This window comes from Salinimicrobium sp. TH3 (genome assembly GCF_026676115.1).
Classification (GTDB): Bacteria; Bacteroidota; Bacteroidia; order Flavobacteriales; family Flavobacteriaceae; genus Salinimicrobium.
On the sequence record NZ_JAPONB010000008.1, the window covers coordinates 173,162 to 189,363 of the forward strand.

At 40.7% G+C, this 16,202-nt stretch carries 16 protein-coding genes; 5 read left to right on the forward strand and 11 right to left on the reverse strand.

Translation table 11 applies throughout. From position 1 onward, the window contains the following. Window positions 1–2: 2 nt before the first annotated feature. A complete protein-coding gene (locus OU683_RS13040) occupies window positions 3–1,418 on the reverse strand; it encodes a M20/M25/M40 family metallo-hydrolase (protein ID WP_268139018.1) in 1,416 nt (471 codons plus the stop codon). A gap of 171 nt (window positions 1,419–1,589) precedes the next feature. Between OU683_RS13040 and OU683_RS13045 the strand changes: the two genes are divergently transcribed. Continuing rightward, on the forward strand, window positions 1,590–2,180 hold the full coding sequence (locus OU683_RS13045) for a hypothetical protein (RefSeq protein ID WP_268139020.1): 591 nt from the start codon (window positions 1,590–1,592) through the stop codon (window positions 2,178–2,180). A gap of 35 nt (window positions 2,181–2,215) precedes the next feature. Here the strand turns inward: OU683_RS13045 and OU683_RS13050 are convergent, their stop codons facing one another. The 6 genes from OU683_RS13050 to OU683_RS13075 form a co-directional block, all read right to left on the reverse strand. Next, entirely contained in the window at window positions 2,216–4,141 is a 1,926-nt protein-coding gene (locus OU683_RS13050) for an ATP-binding protein (RefSeq protein ID WP_268139022.1), read from the reverse strand. 169 nt (window positions 4,142–4,310) lie between these two features. Continuing rightward, window positions 4,311–4,586 carry an ATP-dependent Clp protease adaptor ClpS gene (locus OU683_RS13055; RefSeq protein ID WP_228915564.1) on the reverse strand — a complete coding sequence of 92 codons (276 nt, stop codon included), beginning with the start codon at window positions 4,584–4,586 and terminating at the stop codon, window positions 4,311–4,313. Window positions 4,587–4,636: 50 nt separating this feature from the next. Further along, window positions 4,637–5,482 (reverse strand): 50S ribosomal protein L11 methyltransferase, encoded by an 846-nt coding sequence (gene prmA, locus OU683_RS13060; protein WP_268139024.1) that lies wholly within the window; start codon window positions 5,480–5,482, stop codon window positions 4,637–4,639. Between the two features lie 2 nt (window positions 5,483–5,484). Beyond that, window positions 5,485–6,237, reverse strand: coding sequence for a triose-phosphate isomerase (gene tpiA / locus OU683_RS13065; RefSeq protein ID WP_268139026.1), 753 nt, complete (start codon window positions 6,235–6,237; stop codon window positions 5,485–5,487). 343 nt (window positions 6,238–6,580) lie between these two features. Next, complete coding sequence (locus OU683_RS13070; RefSeq protein ID WP_268139028.1) at window positions 6,581–7,675, reverse strand: BT_3928 family protein; 1,095 nt, start codon at window positions 7,673–7,675, stop codon at window positions 6,581–6,583. A gap of 11 nt (window positions 7,676–7,686) precedes the next feature. Further along, window positions 7,687–8,244, reverse strand: coding sequence for a DUF1599 domain-containing protein (locus OU683_RS13075; protein ID WP_268139030.1), 558 nt, complete (start codon window positions 8,242–8,244; stop codon window positions 7,687–7,689). An 86-nt stretch (window positions 8,245–8,330) separates the two neighbouring features. Between OU683_RS13075 and folP the strand changes: the two genes are divergently transcribed. Beyond that, window positions 8,331–9,155, forward strand: a complete 825-nt coding sequence (folP, locus tag OU683_RS13080) for a dihydropteroate synthase (RefSeq protein WP_268139032.1) — start codon at window positions 8,331–8,333, stop codon at window positions 9,153–9,155. Window positions 9,156–9,193: 38 nt separating this feature from the next. Continuing rightward, complete coding sequence (locus OU683_RS13085; protein ID WP_228915830.1) at window positions 9,194–9,967, forward strand: diadenylate cyclase; 774 nt, start codon at window positions 9,194–9,196, stop codon at window positions 9,965–9,967. On the opposite strand, the gene OU683_RS13090 is transcribed toward OU683_RS13085, so the two are convergent. Together OU683_RS13090 and truA are read right to left on the reverse strand one after the other, a co-directional pair. Then, entirely contained in the window at window positions 9,964–11,733 is a 1,770-nt protein-coding gene (locus OU683_RS13090; protein ID WP_268139034.1) for an ABC transporter ATP-binding protein, read from the reverse strand. The two genes, OU683_RS13085 and OU683_RS13090, sit on opposite strands and share 4 nt — an antisense overlap. Continuing rightward, window positions 11,733–12,473 (reverse strand): tRNA pseudouridine(38-40) synthase TruA, encoded by a 741-nt coding sequence (truA, locus tag OU683_RS13095; RefSeq protein WP_268139036.1) that lies wholly within the window; start codon window positions 12,471–12,473, stop codon window positions 11,733–11,735. The genes OU683_RS13090 and truA overlap by 1 nt, the downstream gene beginning before the upstream one ends. A 106-nt stretch (window positions 12,474–12,579) precedes the next feature. Between truA and OU683_RS13100 the strand changes: the two genes are divergently transcribed. Further along, entirely contained in the window at window positions 12,580–13,074 is a 495-nt protein-coding gene (locus tag OU683_RS13100; RefSeq protein WP_268139038.1) for a metallophosphoesterase family protein, read from the forward strand. A gap of 423 nt (window positions 13,075–13,497) precedes the next feature. Here OU683_RS13100 and OU683_RS13105 read toward each other — a convergent pair whose 3' ends face one another. Beyond that, window positions 13,498–13,908, reverse strand: a complete 411-nt coding sequence (locus tag OU683_RS13105) for a DUF4293 domain-containing protein (protein WP_268139040.1) — start codon at window positions 13,906–13,908, stop codon at window positions 13,498–13,500. Between the two features lie 193 nt (window positions 13,909–14,101). Here OU683_RS13105 and rho point away from each other — a divergent pair, with 193 nt between their 5' ends. Beyond that, window positions 14,102–15,871 carry a transcription termination factor Rho gene (gene rho, locus OU683_RS13110; protein WP_268139042.1) on the forward strand — a complete coding sequence of 590 codons (1,770 nt, stop codon included), beginning with the start codon at window positions 14,102–14,104 and terminating at the stop codon, window positions 15,869–15,871. A gap of 91 nt (window positions 15,872–15,962) precedes the next feature. On the opposite strand, the gene OU683_RS13115 is transcribed toward rho, so the two are convergent. Next, the coding region (locus OU683_RS13115; RefSeq protein ID WP_268139044.1) for a hypothetical protein at window positions 15,963–16,202 on the reverse strand (240 nt) is incomplete at its 5' end.

Below are 16,202 nucleotides of genomic sequence, written 5' to 3' on the forward strand. Positions count from 1 at the left end.
TTTTATTTCAGGATTTCAGATTCATTTTCTATATCGTCAAATCCGTACTTATCCACCAGGTAAACCAGTGAAGCCATAGTTGCAGCTCCCAATTCCAGTTCCCGTTTGTTCACCGCATCAAAAGTATCTGTTGCGGCGTGGTGGTGGTCAAAATATCGTTGCGAATCTGGACGCAGCCCCGCAAGGACAGTACTGCCATTCTTTAGAGGACCAATGTCGGCCCCGCTACCTCCTCTTGCGAAGTAATGAATCAGATAGGGCTCAAAAAGAGGTTTCCAGCCCTGAATTTTTTCATATTGTGAATCCCTGGCCTCAATAGAAAAACCTCGTGGAGTAAAACCTCCGGAATCGCTTTCGAGTGCAAAAATGTGGTTCTCCTTATTCTTCTTTGCAACTTCAGCATATTTATTCCCGCCTCTAAGACCATTTTCTTCGTTCATGAAGAGCACTACTCTTATTGTCCTTTTAGGTTTGATTCCCGATTCTTTCAGCAGTCTCAACACCTCCATAGACTGAACAACTCCTGCGCCATCATCATGAGCCCCGTCGCCAACATCCCAGGAATCCAAATGCCCCCCCACGATGATATATTCATCTGGGCGTTCACTGCCTTTGATCTCTCCAATTACATTATAAGATTCAACATCTTCATAATTGCGGCAGTTCATTTTATAATAAAATTCCAGATCCTTATTTAATTTAAGCATGCTGCTCAAGTACTCGGCATCTTTGGTACTAATTGCCGCTGCAGGAATTCTTTCATTATTTGGCACATCCCCGTAACTCATAGAGCCGGTGTGCGGGTAATCATCTATTTTGTGAGAAAGCGATCGCACTATTACTCCGGCGGCACCATATTTAGCAGCTTCGGCAGCTCCAGAGTATCTTTGATCCACACACCCTCCATAGGCTTCAAAAGTGTGGATAAGATCGGCACGCATTGGGCGGTTGTAAAAGACTATTTTGCCTTCGATCTGCTCCCTACCATATCTCGCCAGGTCTTCAATCCCCTGCACCTCGATCACATTGGCTCTAAGGCCTGTATCTGGAGTGGCAACAGAACCACCCAAAGCAAGAATATTTACCGTAGTTGAAGGACCACCCTGGGATTGTACGTAAGCGTATTCGGGAGTGCCACGGGTCCACTTTGGCACCATTACCGGCTGCAACCAAACACGATCGAGACCTAATTTTTCCATTTCGGACTTAGTGTATTCTACTGCCTGCTGTGCGCTCACCGAACCCGACAACCTTCCTCCAATGTTGTTGGACAAATGATCAAGCCAGGCATAACTCTGCCCGTGAAGTAAAGCGACATCATAAAGTTTCCTAAGAGCAAGGGAATCCTGCTGTGAAGTAGATTGTGCACTTGCATTCAAGCTGACAAGTATGATAAGAAGAGCTGCTATTTTTTTCATAAGATTTTTGCTAGACAGTAAACAAATGTAAAAAACCATTCCAAACCTGCTCAAAGATGAGAAAATATTAATGATTTATTTTCCTGAAGCCAATTTGAACCTGAATTTTTTCCTTTTTCACAGAAGCTTAACTGCAGTCAATTTTCTATCTTTCGCAAAAATTAATACCTCTTGAACAAGCAGCAAATAATTAATAACGTCTCCACCCTTCTACAGGAAATACCTACTTCCATGGAGATCGTTAAAGATGACCATAAAAGGGAAAAAAGATTTCACTACCTCGCTAAGCACATGGTAGAAAAAGCCATTGAAAAAGATGCACTCATAACTTCTCCAGACGGGAAAGGGATAGCTATTCTTTTTAAAACCAGTAGTAAGGACAAAAATTTTTGGAAGGACCTTATTATGGATATCAAGTTGGCAGTTAATGTCACCGGTATTAAAAAGGGATTGAATGCTTTGAAAGTGCAAAAGTATGTGAAGTCTCAGAGACCAAAGGAAGGGGAATATCTCTACTGCTGGTTTTGGGGAATTCTTACCGATGCCCGCGGCAGTGATGATGCCAAGACGGCTTATGACATGAAAAATAAGTTCTACGCAATTGCAAGGGACCTGCAGCTTCCCATCTACGCAGAAACCAGAATAAGGCGCATAAGTCTTGCCTATCGCCGGTATGGTTTTCAATTATTCAATGAATGGGATCATCCCAGTGGAGATAAGATGTATTTTCTAAAATATACTCCTCCTCCAAAGGACGAATAAATAAGCTTCGGAAATCTTTTTGGTCAAACGGCTTTTTAAGAACTAAAAGGAATAAGAAATTCTGCTTTAAGGCCTTTCCCCTGGGTTTCGAAAACGGCATTTCCTCTAATGGTTTTTAGACGCGCCTTCAGGTTTTTTATTCCGTTTCCGTTTTCAATGATATCCTTTTTGGAGCCTACTCCATTATCTGAATAGCTTATTTTCAAATTTTCATTTTCAGGAGAGAAAATAAGCGCTACAAGTTTTGCATTGCTGTGTTTCCTCATGTTCACCATCATTTCCTGAAGCACACGATATAATACAATCTTTTTTTCGGGTTCAAGACCATTCCAGTTAATACTATTTTCACCGCGTATGATCAACCTGGTTCCCGGCGGGACAGCCCCCGAAAGCATATGGAGAAGACCCTGCAGATATTCACTACCTGTATCAATTTCACTGTTCTCCCGTGAAAAATCCCGGGTACGTTGGTAAATTTTTTCCAATTTGTCTACTATTGGCGGTGGAGCCACCGGTTCTAACGAGCTCATGACATGGTAAATATCATTTGCCAGTTCATCATGTATTCTTTTTGAAATCCTGCTCTCGGTAAGATAAATTTGTTTAAGTTTTTCTCTTTTAGTTCGCTGTCTGTAATTGTAAAAAAGTGCTCCCGATAGGATCAAAATTACCAGAGCGGTGAGGTAACTAACAATATTCCTCGTGCGCAGTTTCTCTGCTCTAAGTTGCTGACTTACATTTTCGGCTTCCAAAAGGTTAATTTGCTGCTCCTTGCGTTCTTCATCAAATCTAATTTTTGCAAATTGATACCTCAGTTGAGTACTGGCATCTTCAAGACTGTCATTTAAGAAGAGATATCGATCTAGATACTCATCCCTGGAGTTACCGTCGCTAAGAGAGATAAGCCTTTCCAGTGCTTCCATTTCACCTTTGGGATATGATAGGGAAGTAGCCGTTTCATAAAATTTCTCGGCGTAATATTTTGATTTTGGCTTGTCACTATTAAGGTAGTAATTGGAAAGGTGAGAATAGCTGGCAATTAAACCTTCCTTATCCCCTATCTCCTGTCTTTGTTCTAAAACTTCCTGAAGGATTTTTCCCGAATTAAAGGTAGAATCCTGCAACCATTGGGTAAAAGCATAATTGTCCTGAAACCTTATTCGTGAATTCTCGTCTACTTCCTCAGATTTTGTGATCTCTTTAAAGATGTTGATCGCTTCGGGATAATTCTGTTGATCTTTGTGAAGAAGTGCTATATTGTGCAGATAACTTAGACTATCCTGCCTATTAACTGCATAATTCAAAGCCTGATTGTATTCTTTAAGTGCTTCCGAATAAAGCCCCTGTGCCCCATAAGAAAGACCAAGCACGTTGTGCGCAGAACTCACATAGTTAGAGTCCCTTTCACGATTTATATATTTCAAGGCTTCTGTAGCCATTTCCTGACTCCCGGGATAATCCCCCAGTCCCAGCTGGGCATTTGCCATGTCAAGGGAACGTCTACCTGCCAGGGCGGTGTCTCCTAATTTTAAATACAAATTGCGCGAATAATAGGCGTTTCGTAATTGTGCTTCAGGATTTATCCTTCTAAAGATTTGAGATTTCCTGAAATAACCCTTTGCCTGATAAAAAAGATCCCCCTGCATCTCTGCTGTGGCAATAAGGCTGTCAACCCAAAAAGGAACACTATCATGCTCCCCAAGCATGCGGAAAGCATAGATCTTTCCATCGAGTAAGGCTACAAGAGAAGTGTCACGTTTGTCTGTGATTGCCTCCAGACCTTTATTGTACAATTTGAGTTTTTCCCCGGGATCTGAAGTTTCCAATCCCAAAAGGTAATAATGGCCTGCAGTACCCGGCAAGGGTTGCGGTGGCATCTCCTCCCTGTCCCCTCCCTGGCATCCAAGCAGCGTGATTAGACAAAGAAAGAGAGCAGTCCATAGGATCTGCTGTTTTTTCATACTACAAACTTACTAAAAGACTTAACAGGAAATTAAAGTTTTAGGAACAAATCCTTAATAAATTCACAAAAGACCAGGTTGGAGCAGATAATAACCGAGTATTTTTGCTAATACAGACAAAAAAGGCAGGAGTTACACTCCTGCCCACATAAAAATTGGTTTTAACTATCTAAACAATCTCTGCAGTCAAACCTTCTTCAAGCAATTTCCCACAACGTGGTTCGAGTTCTTTATACGTACCCGTTTTCACAGTACATTTCCCTTTGTAATGAACGAGCAGAGAACACTGCTCGGCCTGCTCGGGAGTATGATCACAGGCTATAATAAGGGTTTCTATCACATGATCAAAGGTATTATAATCATCATTATAGAGGACGATCTCGTGAAGTTTTGACTCCTTGCTTTCTACTTTCTTCTTTTCAAGAACTTGTTCTTGTGTGCTCATAACCAGACATTTTCATTTGCAAAAACAGCTTCAAATATAAGAATTTCTTCTCAATCCTTCTTTTTGATAAACTTTAAAGCTACCCATTCTTCCCGCTCTTTAGAATCCTCATATTCCAGGCCAAATTTTTCACATTCTGCTTTTATCACGGGAATATCTCCGGCATAGAATCCACTGAGGTACAATTCACCACCCTCGTTGAGGGATCTGTTATAACTCGGCATGTCTTCCAGTAAAATATTCCTGTTAATATTAGCTATGATGACATCATAATGACGATCCTGGAGCAACTCTGCCCCACCTTCAAAAGCCTCTATCTTACTGCAATCATTGCGCTCTACATTCTCCTGGGTATTTTGGTAGCACCAGTTGTCAATATCAATAGCATCCAACTGTGATGCGCCTCTTTTTTCGGCCACTATGGCCAATACCCCTGTACCGCAACCCATATCAAGAACTTTCTTCCCTTGCAGGTCCTGCTCAAGCAGGAATTCAATCATCATGTGAGTGGTCGCATGATGACCCGTTCCAAATGACATTTTTGGCTCGATAACTATATCATAAGTCACATCGGGTTTTGGGTGAAAGGGAGCTCTTACTCCGCATTGCTCATTTACTATAATAGGGTGGAAATTCTTTTCCCACTCTACATTCCAGTTCACCTGTTCAATTTCGGTCTGGGTAAAGGAAATATCAAATTCATTGGACTGGAGAATGTGTATTCCCGTCATGGACTCGGCATCATATTCTTCTTTCGGAATATATGCGGTGATCCCATCTTCATTCTCCACAAAACTTTCGAAACCCACCATGCCTAGCTCGGCAATAAGAATTTCGGAAGCCGGTTGTGGAGGCTCAATCAAAAATTTAAACTCCAGGTAATTCATATTCTCCATTTTTAAAAGGCATTGGCAATAGCCATAAAATCTTCGGCATTAAGACTGGCGCCGCCAATAAGTCCTCCATCTACGTCTTCCTTTGCAAATATTTCCTGGGCATTCCCAGGCTTAACGCTTCCACCATAAAGTATTGCTACCTCATTGGCCAAGTCATTGCCAAATTTTTCGGCAACAGTTTTTCTTATGAAGGCGTGTATTTCCTGTGCCTGTTCGGGAGAAGCAGTTTCTCCTGTTCCAATCGCCCATACCGGTTCATATGCAATTACAATTTTCTTCCAGTTGGTTTCAGATACATGAAAAAGGCCTTTTTCCAGCTGTCGTTTTACAACATCAAAATGTTTACCGGCTTTTCTTTCATTAAGTTCCTCTCCGCAGCAAAAGATCACCTCCATGTCATTTTCCAATGCAGCATCTACTTTCTTTGCCAGCAAGTCATCTGTTTCTTTATAAATAGCGCGGCGTTCACTATGCCCTAAAATGACCGTTTTCACCCCAATACTGGTGAGCATTCTTGCAGAAACTTCACCTGTATAAGCTCCTTCACCGTTTTCATTCATATTTTGTGCAGCCACGTCAATGGACGACTTTCGTAAAGATTCAAACGCGTGGTGCAGATTTGTGAAAGAAGGTGCTACAATTACTCTTACTCCTTCAGATTCCTTATAAAGCTTTTTAATGTTTGACAGCAAATCTTCAGTTTGAGCCAAATCATTATTCATTTTCCAGTTTCCGGCTACTATTTTATCCCTCATAATCAATGTTTAATGGTAAGTTAGTATTCTCTTTTTGATGGTTTAGCCAAAACTTTTATAAAATACCCCCGGATAATCTTAATAATGAACCCGTTACCTTAATCGGAATTTTACTGGGTTTTGGAAGTACAAATATAAGGCTGCAGACTTTAAGAACCTGCGGAAAGCCAAGAAAAACCATGAAAAATGAGATGTAAAATACGCCATTTTTGACACGGGTAACTCTGAAGTTATCTGAATCAATTTCGGCTTAGATTATCAGAAGATCTTTTTTGCTGAAGTGAATATAATTCTAAATTACTGCGGAAATATCGCTTCCCAAAAATGCCCTTTTTGAGACCCTTTAAAGCTCAAGCTTATGGGAATCGTTCCAGTGCAGTTTTTGAAGAATAGTACCTTCCTCAAGCTTCACAAGCCCCGGGTTACTTCTAATGATAGTCTTAAGCGCAGTTTCATCACTAAAATACCAATCCAGGTCCAGGTTATATTTTTGATTTATTTCCTCCTTAAGGTCTTCTCCCGAAGCAGAAAGCCCAATGACCCTGTATCCATTGTTGCGGGCCTTCTCAATTACATCCCGGAGTTTTCGGAGGCCATCGATTTCACTGCGGCGAAGACTGTAAGCAACGATCATGAGCAGTTTATCTTCAGCAAGGATTGCCGAAATTTGATCCTCCCCATCTTTTTCAATGGAAAAATCATGAATGGGAGGTTCGTAGCCTTTCTGAATCATTTCGGTTTCTACTTCTATGAACTCTCCCTGTACCGAAGGGTAGGCGCCCCTGGTAGTGTAGATTTTTTCTTCCCCGTTCACCAGGAACTTCCAGTGGTAATCATAGACTGCCCCTGGCGCACCCGGGGGAACCGTCATGGCCTGTTCTATATTTGTCCCTTCCTTATAAGCCCGAAAATCAAAAACAGGCAGGTACATCAATACATAATACGCAAACACGAAACTGAGCATGAACGCCAGAAAAACGATCCACCGGTGAGAGGCTTTAGCAAAATAAGGGGTGATGTATTCCCTGTTAAAGAAGAGAATTAGTATAAGCACCAGGAGGAACATATCTTTATAAAATGACTGCCAGGGGGTGAGAGGAATGGCATCCCCAAAACACCCACAATCTGTCACCTTATTGTAATAGGCTGAATAGAAGGTGAGAAAGCCAAAAAATATAACCATAAGAAGCAATGCCCAGGTCGTAAATTTTGGGAGGTAGCCTATAAGCAACATAACACCAAGCACAAGTTCAAAGACCACCACCAATAGAGCAATTACCAGGGCAAATGGCGCTAGAAATTCCAGATTGAGCACCGAAGGACTAAAATATTCTTCCAGTTTAAATGAAAAACCTATAGGATCATTAAGCTTAATAAATCCCGAAAAAATGAATAGAATACCTGTTACCCACCGGGAAATGCCTACTAGTAGCTTCATATCAAACTGTTTTAAGTTTTACTCAATTCGCTGTTTTCGTGAATATGTATTAAAGCAAAAACCGCATAATTGATCATATCCTCATAATTTGCTTCGATTCCCTCACTCACAAGGGTTTTGCCTTTATTATCTTCAATCTGTTTTATTCGAAGGACCTTTTGAAGAATAAGATCTGTAAGAGAACTTACTCTCATATCCCGCCAGGCTTCCCCATAATCGTGATTCTTATTTTCCATGAGCTGCTTTGTACGTGCAATCGTTCGATCATAAAGCTCTTCTACTTCATTTACCGAAAGATCGGGTTGTACTGCGACTCCTTTTTCCAGCTGTACCAAAGCCATTACAGAATAATTGATGATCCCTATAAATTCGGGAACTTCTCCTTCATCCACTTTTCTCACCTCGTTTTCCTGAAGCCCTCTTATTCGCTGAGCTTTAATAAATATCTGGTCTGTAAGCGAGGGAAGTCTCAAAATGCGCCAGGCACAGCCATAATCTTTCATCTTCTTCATAAAAAGGCCGCGACATTCGGCAATAACAGAATCATATTGAGCAGAGGTGTCCTTCATAGAAACGGGTAATTTGTGTAAATTTCGCTGATTTAATTCTTTTTGTCAAAGTTAATTTTTCCAACCAAAAAACAGCATTTTTTAGAATGTATATCAACTGCAAAGGCCATCTTATAGATCTTTCCACTCCCAAAGTGATGGGCATCCTCAATATCACCCCTGATTCCTTCTATGATGGAGGACAAAGGCAAAACCGCGAAGAGCATCTGCAACAGGCAGCCAAAATGCTTCAGGAGGGAGCAGATTTTATTGATATAGGTGCTTACAGCAGCAGGCCCGGAGCCACAGATATTTCAGAAGCTGAAGAATTACAACGAATTCTTCCGGTAGTGGAAGTGTTGGTTAAGAAATTTCCAAATATTTTTATTTCTGTAGATACCTTCCGCAGTGAAGTGGCAAGACAGTGTGTGGAAGCAGGGGCGGCAATGATCAATGATATTTCTGCAGGAAACCTTGATGACAAAATGATGGCAACTGCTGCAAAACTGCAGGTACCCTATATCATGATGCATATGAGAGGGAATCCTCAAACTATGAAGGATCTCAACCAATACGAGGATCTTACCAAAGATATCCTCTTCTACTTTTCTGAAAAAATTGACCGAGCAAGAGAGCTTGGGATCAATGATCTCATCATAGATCCAGGCTTTGGATTTTCTAAAAATATTTCCCAGAATTTTGAATTACTGTCCCACCTGGAACTATTTAAAAACCTGAATTTACCCATCCTATCAGGTCTCTCCCGGAAGTCGCTTATTTATAAAACATTTCACACAACGCCAGAAGAAGCACTCAACGGCACAACTGTTCTTAACACAGTTTCACTATTAAAAGGAGCTAATATTCTCCGGGTACATGACGTGAAGGAAGCGGTGGAATGTGTGAAATTACTGCAGCAGTTAAAAAACTAGCCTATAATTTTTTACATTTACCAAAACACAAGCCTACTTTGGATTTTCTAGATCTACGCATTCTCGATATTGTTGATATCATTTTTATTGCAGCCCTGCTCTACTATATTTATAAATTAGTTAAAGGCACTGTAGCTGTCAACATCTTTATAGGGATTGTGATCATTTATTTCGCCTGGAAGCTCACGCAGTTACTTCGTATGGAAATGCTTAGTAGTGTACTTGGCGAGTTTATAGGAGTAGGAATGTTTGCCCTAATAGTGGTTTTCCAACAGGAAATAAGAAAATTTCTCCTCATGATTGGTTCTACTAATTTTGCCAGAAGAAGACGCTTTCTTCAAACTTTAAAATTAATAAAGGACGATCTTGAAACTCCAAATGACGTTGAGGCGATTGTAAAGGCCTGTGAAAACATGGGTAAAACCAATACCGGTGCTCTTATTGTGATCCAGAGGAATACGAGCCTTGATTTTATTAAACAAAGTGGGGACCCAATGAAGATCCTGGTCAATCAACCCATTATTGAATCTATTTTTTACAAGAACAGTATTTTGCACGACGGGGCGCTGGTCATTGAAGACAACTACATCACCGCTACCAGAGTGATCCTCCCGGTCTCCAATGATCGTACTATACCGCTGCGCTTTGGCCTGAGACACCGAGCTGCTGTAGGAATTACTGAAAAAACAGATGCTTTAGCACTGGTAGTGAGCGAGGAAACAGGACAGATCTCTTATATAAAAGACGGGGAATTTGTCATGTATGAAGACAGGGATGATCTTGTCCAGAAATTAAAAGCAGACCTTGTTTAAAGGGTTTCTTCTTCCTGCATGAACTGGACCTCATAAAGATTCTTATAATAGCCATTCTCTTTCTTAAGCAGCTGGGAATGTGTTCCCATTTCCACTATTTTACCGGCATCCATCACCAGGATCTTATCGGCCTTTTTCACGGTTGCCAGTCGGTGAGCAATGACAATAGAAGTACGGCCTTCGGTGATCTTGAGCGTCGCATCCTGTATGAGCTGTTCACTATAGGAGTCGACAGAAGAAGTTGCCTCATCTAGCACCAGAATACTTGGATTACTCACGTAAGCTCTCAAAAATGCGATTAATTGACGTTGTCCCGAAGAAAGCATAACCCCACGCTCCTTTACGTTATAGTCGTAGCCTCCAGGCAGACTGGCAATGAATTCATCAACACCAATATCCTTAGCCGCCTGCACTACAGATTCTTTGGTGATCGTGGGATCGTTGAGAGTTATGTTATTAAGAATAGTATCGGCGAAAAGAAAAACGTCCTGGAGAACAATGGCAATCTCTCCCCTAAGTGATTTGAGAGTAATATCTTTTACATCTATTCCATCAATAAGAATACGCCCGCTGGAGATTTCGTAAGAACGGTTAAGCAAATTAATGATGGTGGATTTTCCTGCACCGGTAGCTCCAACAATAGCAACAGTTTCTCCCGCCTGGGCTTTAAAAGAAACTCCTTTAAGAACTTCTTCATCCCCAACATAACTGAAACGAACATTCTCAAATTCTATTTCTCCTTTAAGGTGATCTACCACGGTCTTGCCATTATCGGGAATAGAAGATTTTGTATCCAGAACTCCAAAAACCCGGTTTGCGGCCACCATTCCCATTTGTAGCGTATTAAATTTATCGGCTATTTGACGAAGTGGTCTAAAGAGCATCTGGCTCAATTCGACGAAGGCAACGATAACCCCAAGAGTAATGGCTTCGCTTCCAGCCACCACTCTTAACCCTCCATACCACACGATCAAACCAATTGTAATAGAAGTCGCCATCTCGGCAATTGGAAAAAATATGGAGTTATACCACACGGTTTTTACCCAGCCCTTACGGTGTTTATCATTGATCTCTTTAAAATTCTCATACTCCTTTTCTTCCCGGGTGAAAAGCTGCACGATCTTCATACCTGTAATTCGCTCCTGAACAAAAGTGTTAAGATTCGCCACCTGAGTTCGAACTTCTTCAAATGCCAATTTCATTTTCTTTTGAAAAATTCGTGTAGCATACAAGATAAAAGGAAGTACTACCAGGACAAGAAGAGTAAGCTTCCAACTTTGATAGAACATAAAGCCAAGAATAACGATCATTTTTAGCAGGTCACTTATGATCACAAATAAACCTTCACTAAAAATACTGGATATAGTTTCTATATCACTCACTGCCCTGGTCACCAGGCGCCCCACTGCAGAATTGTCAAAATATTTCATTTTGAACTGCAGCATGTGTTTAAATAAATTTACCCTTAGGTCCCGAATAACTTCCTGGCCCAGCCAGTTTGCGAAATAAATAAAGCAGAATTGAAAAATTACCTCAAGGAGTAAAACTCCCACCATGAGACTTATGTAGAACAGGAGTTGATCATTATCCTGCGGCACAATAGAATTATCTATTGTAAGCTGCAATAGATAAGGCCGCATTACACTTAGAAAGGATAGCAGGATGGCGGCAACGGCTACAAAATAAAATGCCCATTTGTATACGTGCGCATATTTGAGCAATCGCTTAAATAATCCAAAATCAAATGCGTTTCCCGTTGATGCCATTAACTAAAAATACTATTGGGATACAAGATCCTTGTTAAATACAATCCGTGAGCCGGTACAGAGGCTCCGGCTTCGCTCCTGTCTTTGCTATTAATAATTCGATGCAAATCCTGCACTTCCATTTTACCCAATCCAATTTGCAATAAGGTACCTACAATTGCCCTAACCATATTTCTTAAAAATCTGTCGGCAGTAATGTAAAAGACCAGGATACTCCCCTGTTGCTCCCATCTTGCTTCCTCTATCCTGCAGTTGTAGGTGTGAACATCTGTCCTGGACCTGGAAAAACATTTAAAATTGGAATATTGCAGTAAAATTTTTGCTGCTTCATTCATCTTTTCCACATCCAGATCTCTCTTTACAAAATAAGCTGAATCATTTACAAAAACATTTTTTCGTGTTGTGATATGATACTCATAGGAACGTGAAACAGCGTCAAACCTGGCATGAGCATCAGCTTTTACCAACAGTAGATCTTTTACTGCTATGTCTTTTGGCAGTAAAGAATTTATCCTGAAAATAAAACTTTTGGATAGCCTGGCTTCAGAATCAAAATGGGCAAAAATTTGCCGCGCGTGTACTCCGGCATCTGTCCTTCCCGCACCCACTACTTCGATTTCCTCCTGAAGTAATGTACGCAGAGATTCTTCAACAACTTGCTGCACCGAAATTGCTTCAGGTTGACGTTGCCAACCATGATAAGCCTTTCCGAAGTATTCCAGCTCCAAAAAATATCTCAATCTAAATTTCTACTTTTGCAAATTAAAGAAACAAAGATAAGCCATTAAAGCCAACTGCTCATTCTTCCCTGCCCTTAGATTGTTAATCTCACTATAAAAATTCCCAATGAAAAAGATACTTCTGCTTAGTGACACCCACGGACATTTAGATGAACGTATTTTAAAATATGCGGGAGAAGCAGATGAACTATGGCATGCAGGTGATATTGGAACAACGGCAGTGAGCGATTCGCTCCAGAAAATTAAACCTTTAAAAGCCGTTTTTGGAAATATAGATGGCGCAGAGGTAAGAAAGGAATTTCCACTCAACAACCGTTTTAGATGTGAAGAAGTAGATGTATGGATCACCCATATTGGAGGTTATCCCGGCCGCTACTCGTCTGCCGTAAAAGAGGAAATAAAAGCTAACCCACCAAGAATCTTCATAAGTGGTCACTCCCATATTCTTAAGGTGATGAATGACAAAAAACTCAGTGTTCTTCACATGAATCCCGGAGCCGCAGGAAAGCAGGGATTCCACCAGGTGAGGACGATGTTGAGATTTGTGATCGATGGCAAGGAAATTAAAGATCTTGAGGTGATTGAGTTGGGGAAAAAGTAGTATTCAGTATTCAGTATTTAGTGGTCAGAGGTTTTGAAGTTGGCAGTGCGCAGGCTTAAGTAGGCAGTAAAATTGAAGTTAGAATTACGATTTTTTTCACTAAACATTGATCTTTTCTGGATGTTCACTAGGAAAGAAAAAATTTCAATTTTTCAAAATACAACTAAGACCAGGATCAGTGGCTAAAAAGAAATGTCATTTCGAAGGAGCCTTTTCAGGGACTGAGAAATCTGCCCAACCCTTGTAGAAAACCTGTTGAGACCTCTCGTCATTTTCTTCACTTTCGTTCAGAAAACTCTATCGAGATGACAACATTCAAATACCTCTGCAAACTGGAACTTTAAACCACTTCGAACCTTGAACTAAAAAACCCGGAGCTTTCACTCCGGGTTTTTACGCACTAATACTACTAAGATAAAAGGTTTATCGCAACCGGTCCACAGATTTTACAAGATCTTCATCCTTTTTTATGGCCTTATTGGCCAGCACTAAAAAAACGATAGAAAATACAGGAGTCAGCATCCCAATACCTTTCTCTGAAACCGAAGTTTCTCCAGATATAGTTAGGGACCAATAGACAAATAATCCTAGTAAAATTAAGTTTAATAAGATATTGATACGCCCCAGTACGAACTGAAGCTTTCTATTCCTAAACAAAAAGATCGTCACTATTGAGATCAAAGCTGAAATTAAGGTTAAACCTAAAGCAGTGTAAACATCTTCGATATATACAGCATTTCCTGTCTGGTCATTCCACAGCTTAAAAATAAAGACAAAGCCGGCACTAAAAAAAGCCGCAATTAACAAGTAAACAGTCTGAATTCTTTGTAGCATTTCTCTTCAATAGAGGCACAAAAATAACAGATTCTTTTTAGAAACCATATTAATAATCTGAAAATAATGTCGTATAATTGCAGTATCGATTCGTAACCAATTCAATAAAGGTTACTTAGACTCCAAAAAATTTTTTCGATTCTTCCTCGAGAAGGTTAGTTAAACCAAAGACCAATTTTATTTAAGAACATTCATGTTTGAAATTTCAGAATTAAAGGCTAAAAAGCTGCCTGAACTTCAGGAAATAGCCAAAACGCTACGGGTTCCAAAGTACCGCACGCAAAAGAAGCTTGACCTGGTATACCAAATTCTCGACTACCAGGCGGCAAATCCGAAAAAAGTCCAGGAGGCACTGACAGACGAAGAAGAAAAACCTCAGCCTCAGGAAGATCAAAACTCCGGAAGGAATCAGCGAAAAACCCGTCCCAGAAAAGAGAAATCCAACAGCCCAAAGAGCTCCGTAGACCAGCGAAAGTCTTCTGATAAAAAGCCGGAAACTCCCGCAGGGAAACCTGAAGGTAAATCTGAAGGGAAAAAAGAGCAGCCTCAGGAAACAAAAGCTTCTTCCGACAACAGGAATGAGCAAAAAGGAAAAAAAGAAGATTCTCCAAGACAGCAATCTTCTAAAGATTCTTCTTCCAGAAGTCAACAAAAAGACAACCGCAAGGATTCCCGTCAAAAGGATACACGAGATAACCGAAACCAGGGAAATCGTGATAACAGTCGCGACAACAATCGTGACAGTGGGAACCGTGATAATAATGGCAACAGGGACAATCGAGACAGCGGGAACAGAGATTCCGGGAACCGTGATAATCGAAACCGCTATAAAGAACCAGATTACGAATTTGATGCGATCATAGAAAGCGAAGGAGTACTTGATATCATGCAGGACGGCTACGGCTTCCTTAGATCATCAGACTACATGTATCTTTCTTCTCCAGATGATATTTACGTTTCCCAGTCACAGATCAGGTTATTCGGCTTAAAAACCGGAGATACAGTTCTTGGCCAGGTAAGACCCCCAAAAGAGGGAGAAAAATATTTTCCGCTTATCAAGATCAATAAAATTAATGGTCTTGCTCCACAGGTAGTGCGAGACAGGGTTTCATTTGAACACCTTACTCCACTATTCCCACAGGAAAAATTTAATATTGCCGAAAGACAGAGCACTGTTTCAACAAGGATAATAGATATGTTCTCTCCTATTGGAAAAGGACAAAGAGGAATGATCGTTTCTCAACCAAAAACAGGTAAAACGATGCTACTTAAGGATATCGCCAATGCAATAGCGGCAAACCATCCTGAAGTATACCAGATCATCCTTCTAATTGACGAACGCCCTGAAGAGGTGACCGACATGCAGCGTAATGTAAGAGGAGAAGTAATCGCTTCAACTTTTGACAAAGAAGCTCATGAACATGTACGGGTTGCAAACATAGTGCTTGAAAAAGCAAAACGTATGGTAGAGTGTGGACATGACGTAGTGATCCTTCTGGATTCCATTACGCGTTTAGCCAGAGCTTATAACACGGTACAACCTGCCAGTGGAAAAGTACTTTCCGGTGGGGTGGATGCCAATGCACTACACAAACCAAAAAGATTCTTTGGTGCTGCCCGTAATATTGAAGGAGGCGGCTCTCTTTCAATAATTGCTACTGCTCTTACCGAAACCGGCTCAAAAATGGACGAGGTGATCTTTGAAGAATTTAAAGGTACAGGTAACATGGAACTTCAGCTGGATAGAAAAATTGCCAACAGAAGGATCTTCCCTGCTATTGACCTTACTTCTTCCAGCACCCGTAGAGATGATATCCTTCTTGACGAAACTACACTACAGAGAATGTGGGTGATGCGTAAATATCTAGCAGATATGAATCCTGTTGAAGCGATGGAATTTATCAACGACAGGATCAAACAAACCAAGAACAACGAAGAATTCCTAATCTCCATGAACGGATAAGGAACCTACCTTCCAAAAATGATAAAATCCGGACATCTTTGATGCTCCGGATTTTTTTTGTCACCTAATATAATTCAGGAATAAAATTTTTCTAAGAGAGAAAAAAATCACGGCGATCCCTGAAGACGATTGATAAATGACAAATACTCCCTTCTCTGCGAAATTCCACTCCCAAAAGAGATGAAAAGCCATTGGAGTTTCTAAAGACGATTCGATGATGAGCAGCACCTCTCTTGTGCCCTAAGAGACTATTAGGATCAATCTCAAAAGTTGGGTCTAAAGTGAAAAATAAGTTTCTTTGCGGATAAATATTTCCCGGTGAATAAAGAGA

Bases quoted from the DNA above. Each gene is read 5' to 3' on its own strand.
- OU683_RS13075 (WP_268139030.1), bottom strand. From the start codon at position 8,244: ATGAAGGACACCTCTGCTCAATATGATTCTGTTATTGCCGAATGTCGC.
- tpiA (WP_268139026.1), bottom strand. From the start codon at position 6,237: ATGAGGGATAAAATAGTAGCCGGAAACTGGAAAATGAATAATGATTTG.
- OU683_RS13105 (WP_268139040.1), bottom strand. From the start codon at position 13,908: ATGCTACAAAGAATTCAGACTGTTTACTTGTTAATTGCGGCTTTTTTT.
- OU683_RS13055 (WP_228915564.1), bottom strand. From the start codon at position 4,586: ATGAGCACACAAGAACAAGTTCTTGAAAAGAAGAAAGTAGAAAGCAAG.
- OU683_RS13050 (WP_268139022.1), bottom strand. From the start codon at position 4,141: ATGAAAAAACAGCAGATCCTATGGACTGCTCTCTTTCTTTGTCTAATC.
- prmA (WP_268139024.1), bottom strand. From the start codon at position 5,482: ATGGAGAATATGAATTACCTGGAGTTTAAATTTTTGATTGAGCCTCCA.
- rho (WP_268139042.1), top strand. From the start codon at position 14,102: ATGTTTGAAATTTCAGAATTAAAGGCTAAAAAGCTGCCTGAACTTCAG.
- OU683_RS13070 (WP_268139028.1), bottom strand. From the start codon at position 7,675: ATGAAGCTACTAGTAGGCATTTCCCGGTGGGTAACAGGTATTCTATTC.
- OU683_RS13090 (WP_268139034.1), bottom strand. From the start codon at position 11,733: ATGGCATCAACGGGAAACGCATTTGATTTTGGATTATTTAAGCGATTG.
- OU683_RS13040 (WP_268139018.1), bottom strand. From the start codon at position 1,418: ATGAAAAAAATAGCAGCTCTTCTTATCATACTTGTCAGCTTGAATGCA.
- OU683_RS13100 (WP_268139038.1), top strand. From the start codon at position 12,580: ATGAAAAAGATACTTCTGCTTAGTGACACCCACGGACATTTAGATGAA.
- folP (WP_268139032.1), top strand. From the start codon at position 8,331: ATGTATATCAACTGCAAAGGCCATCTTATAGATCTTTCCACTCCCAAA.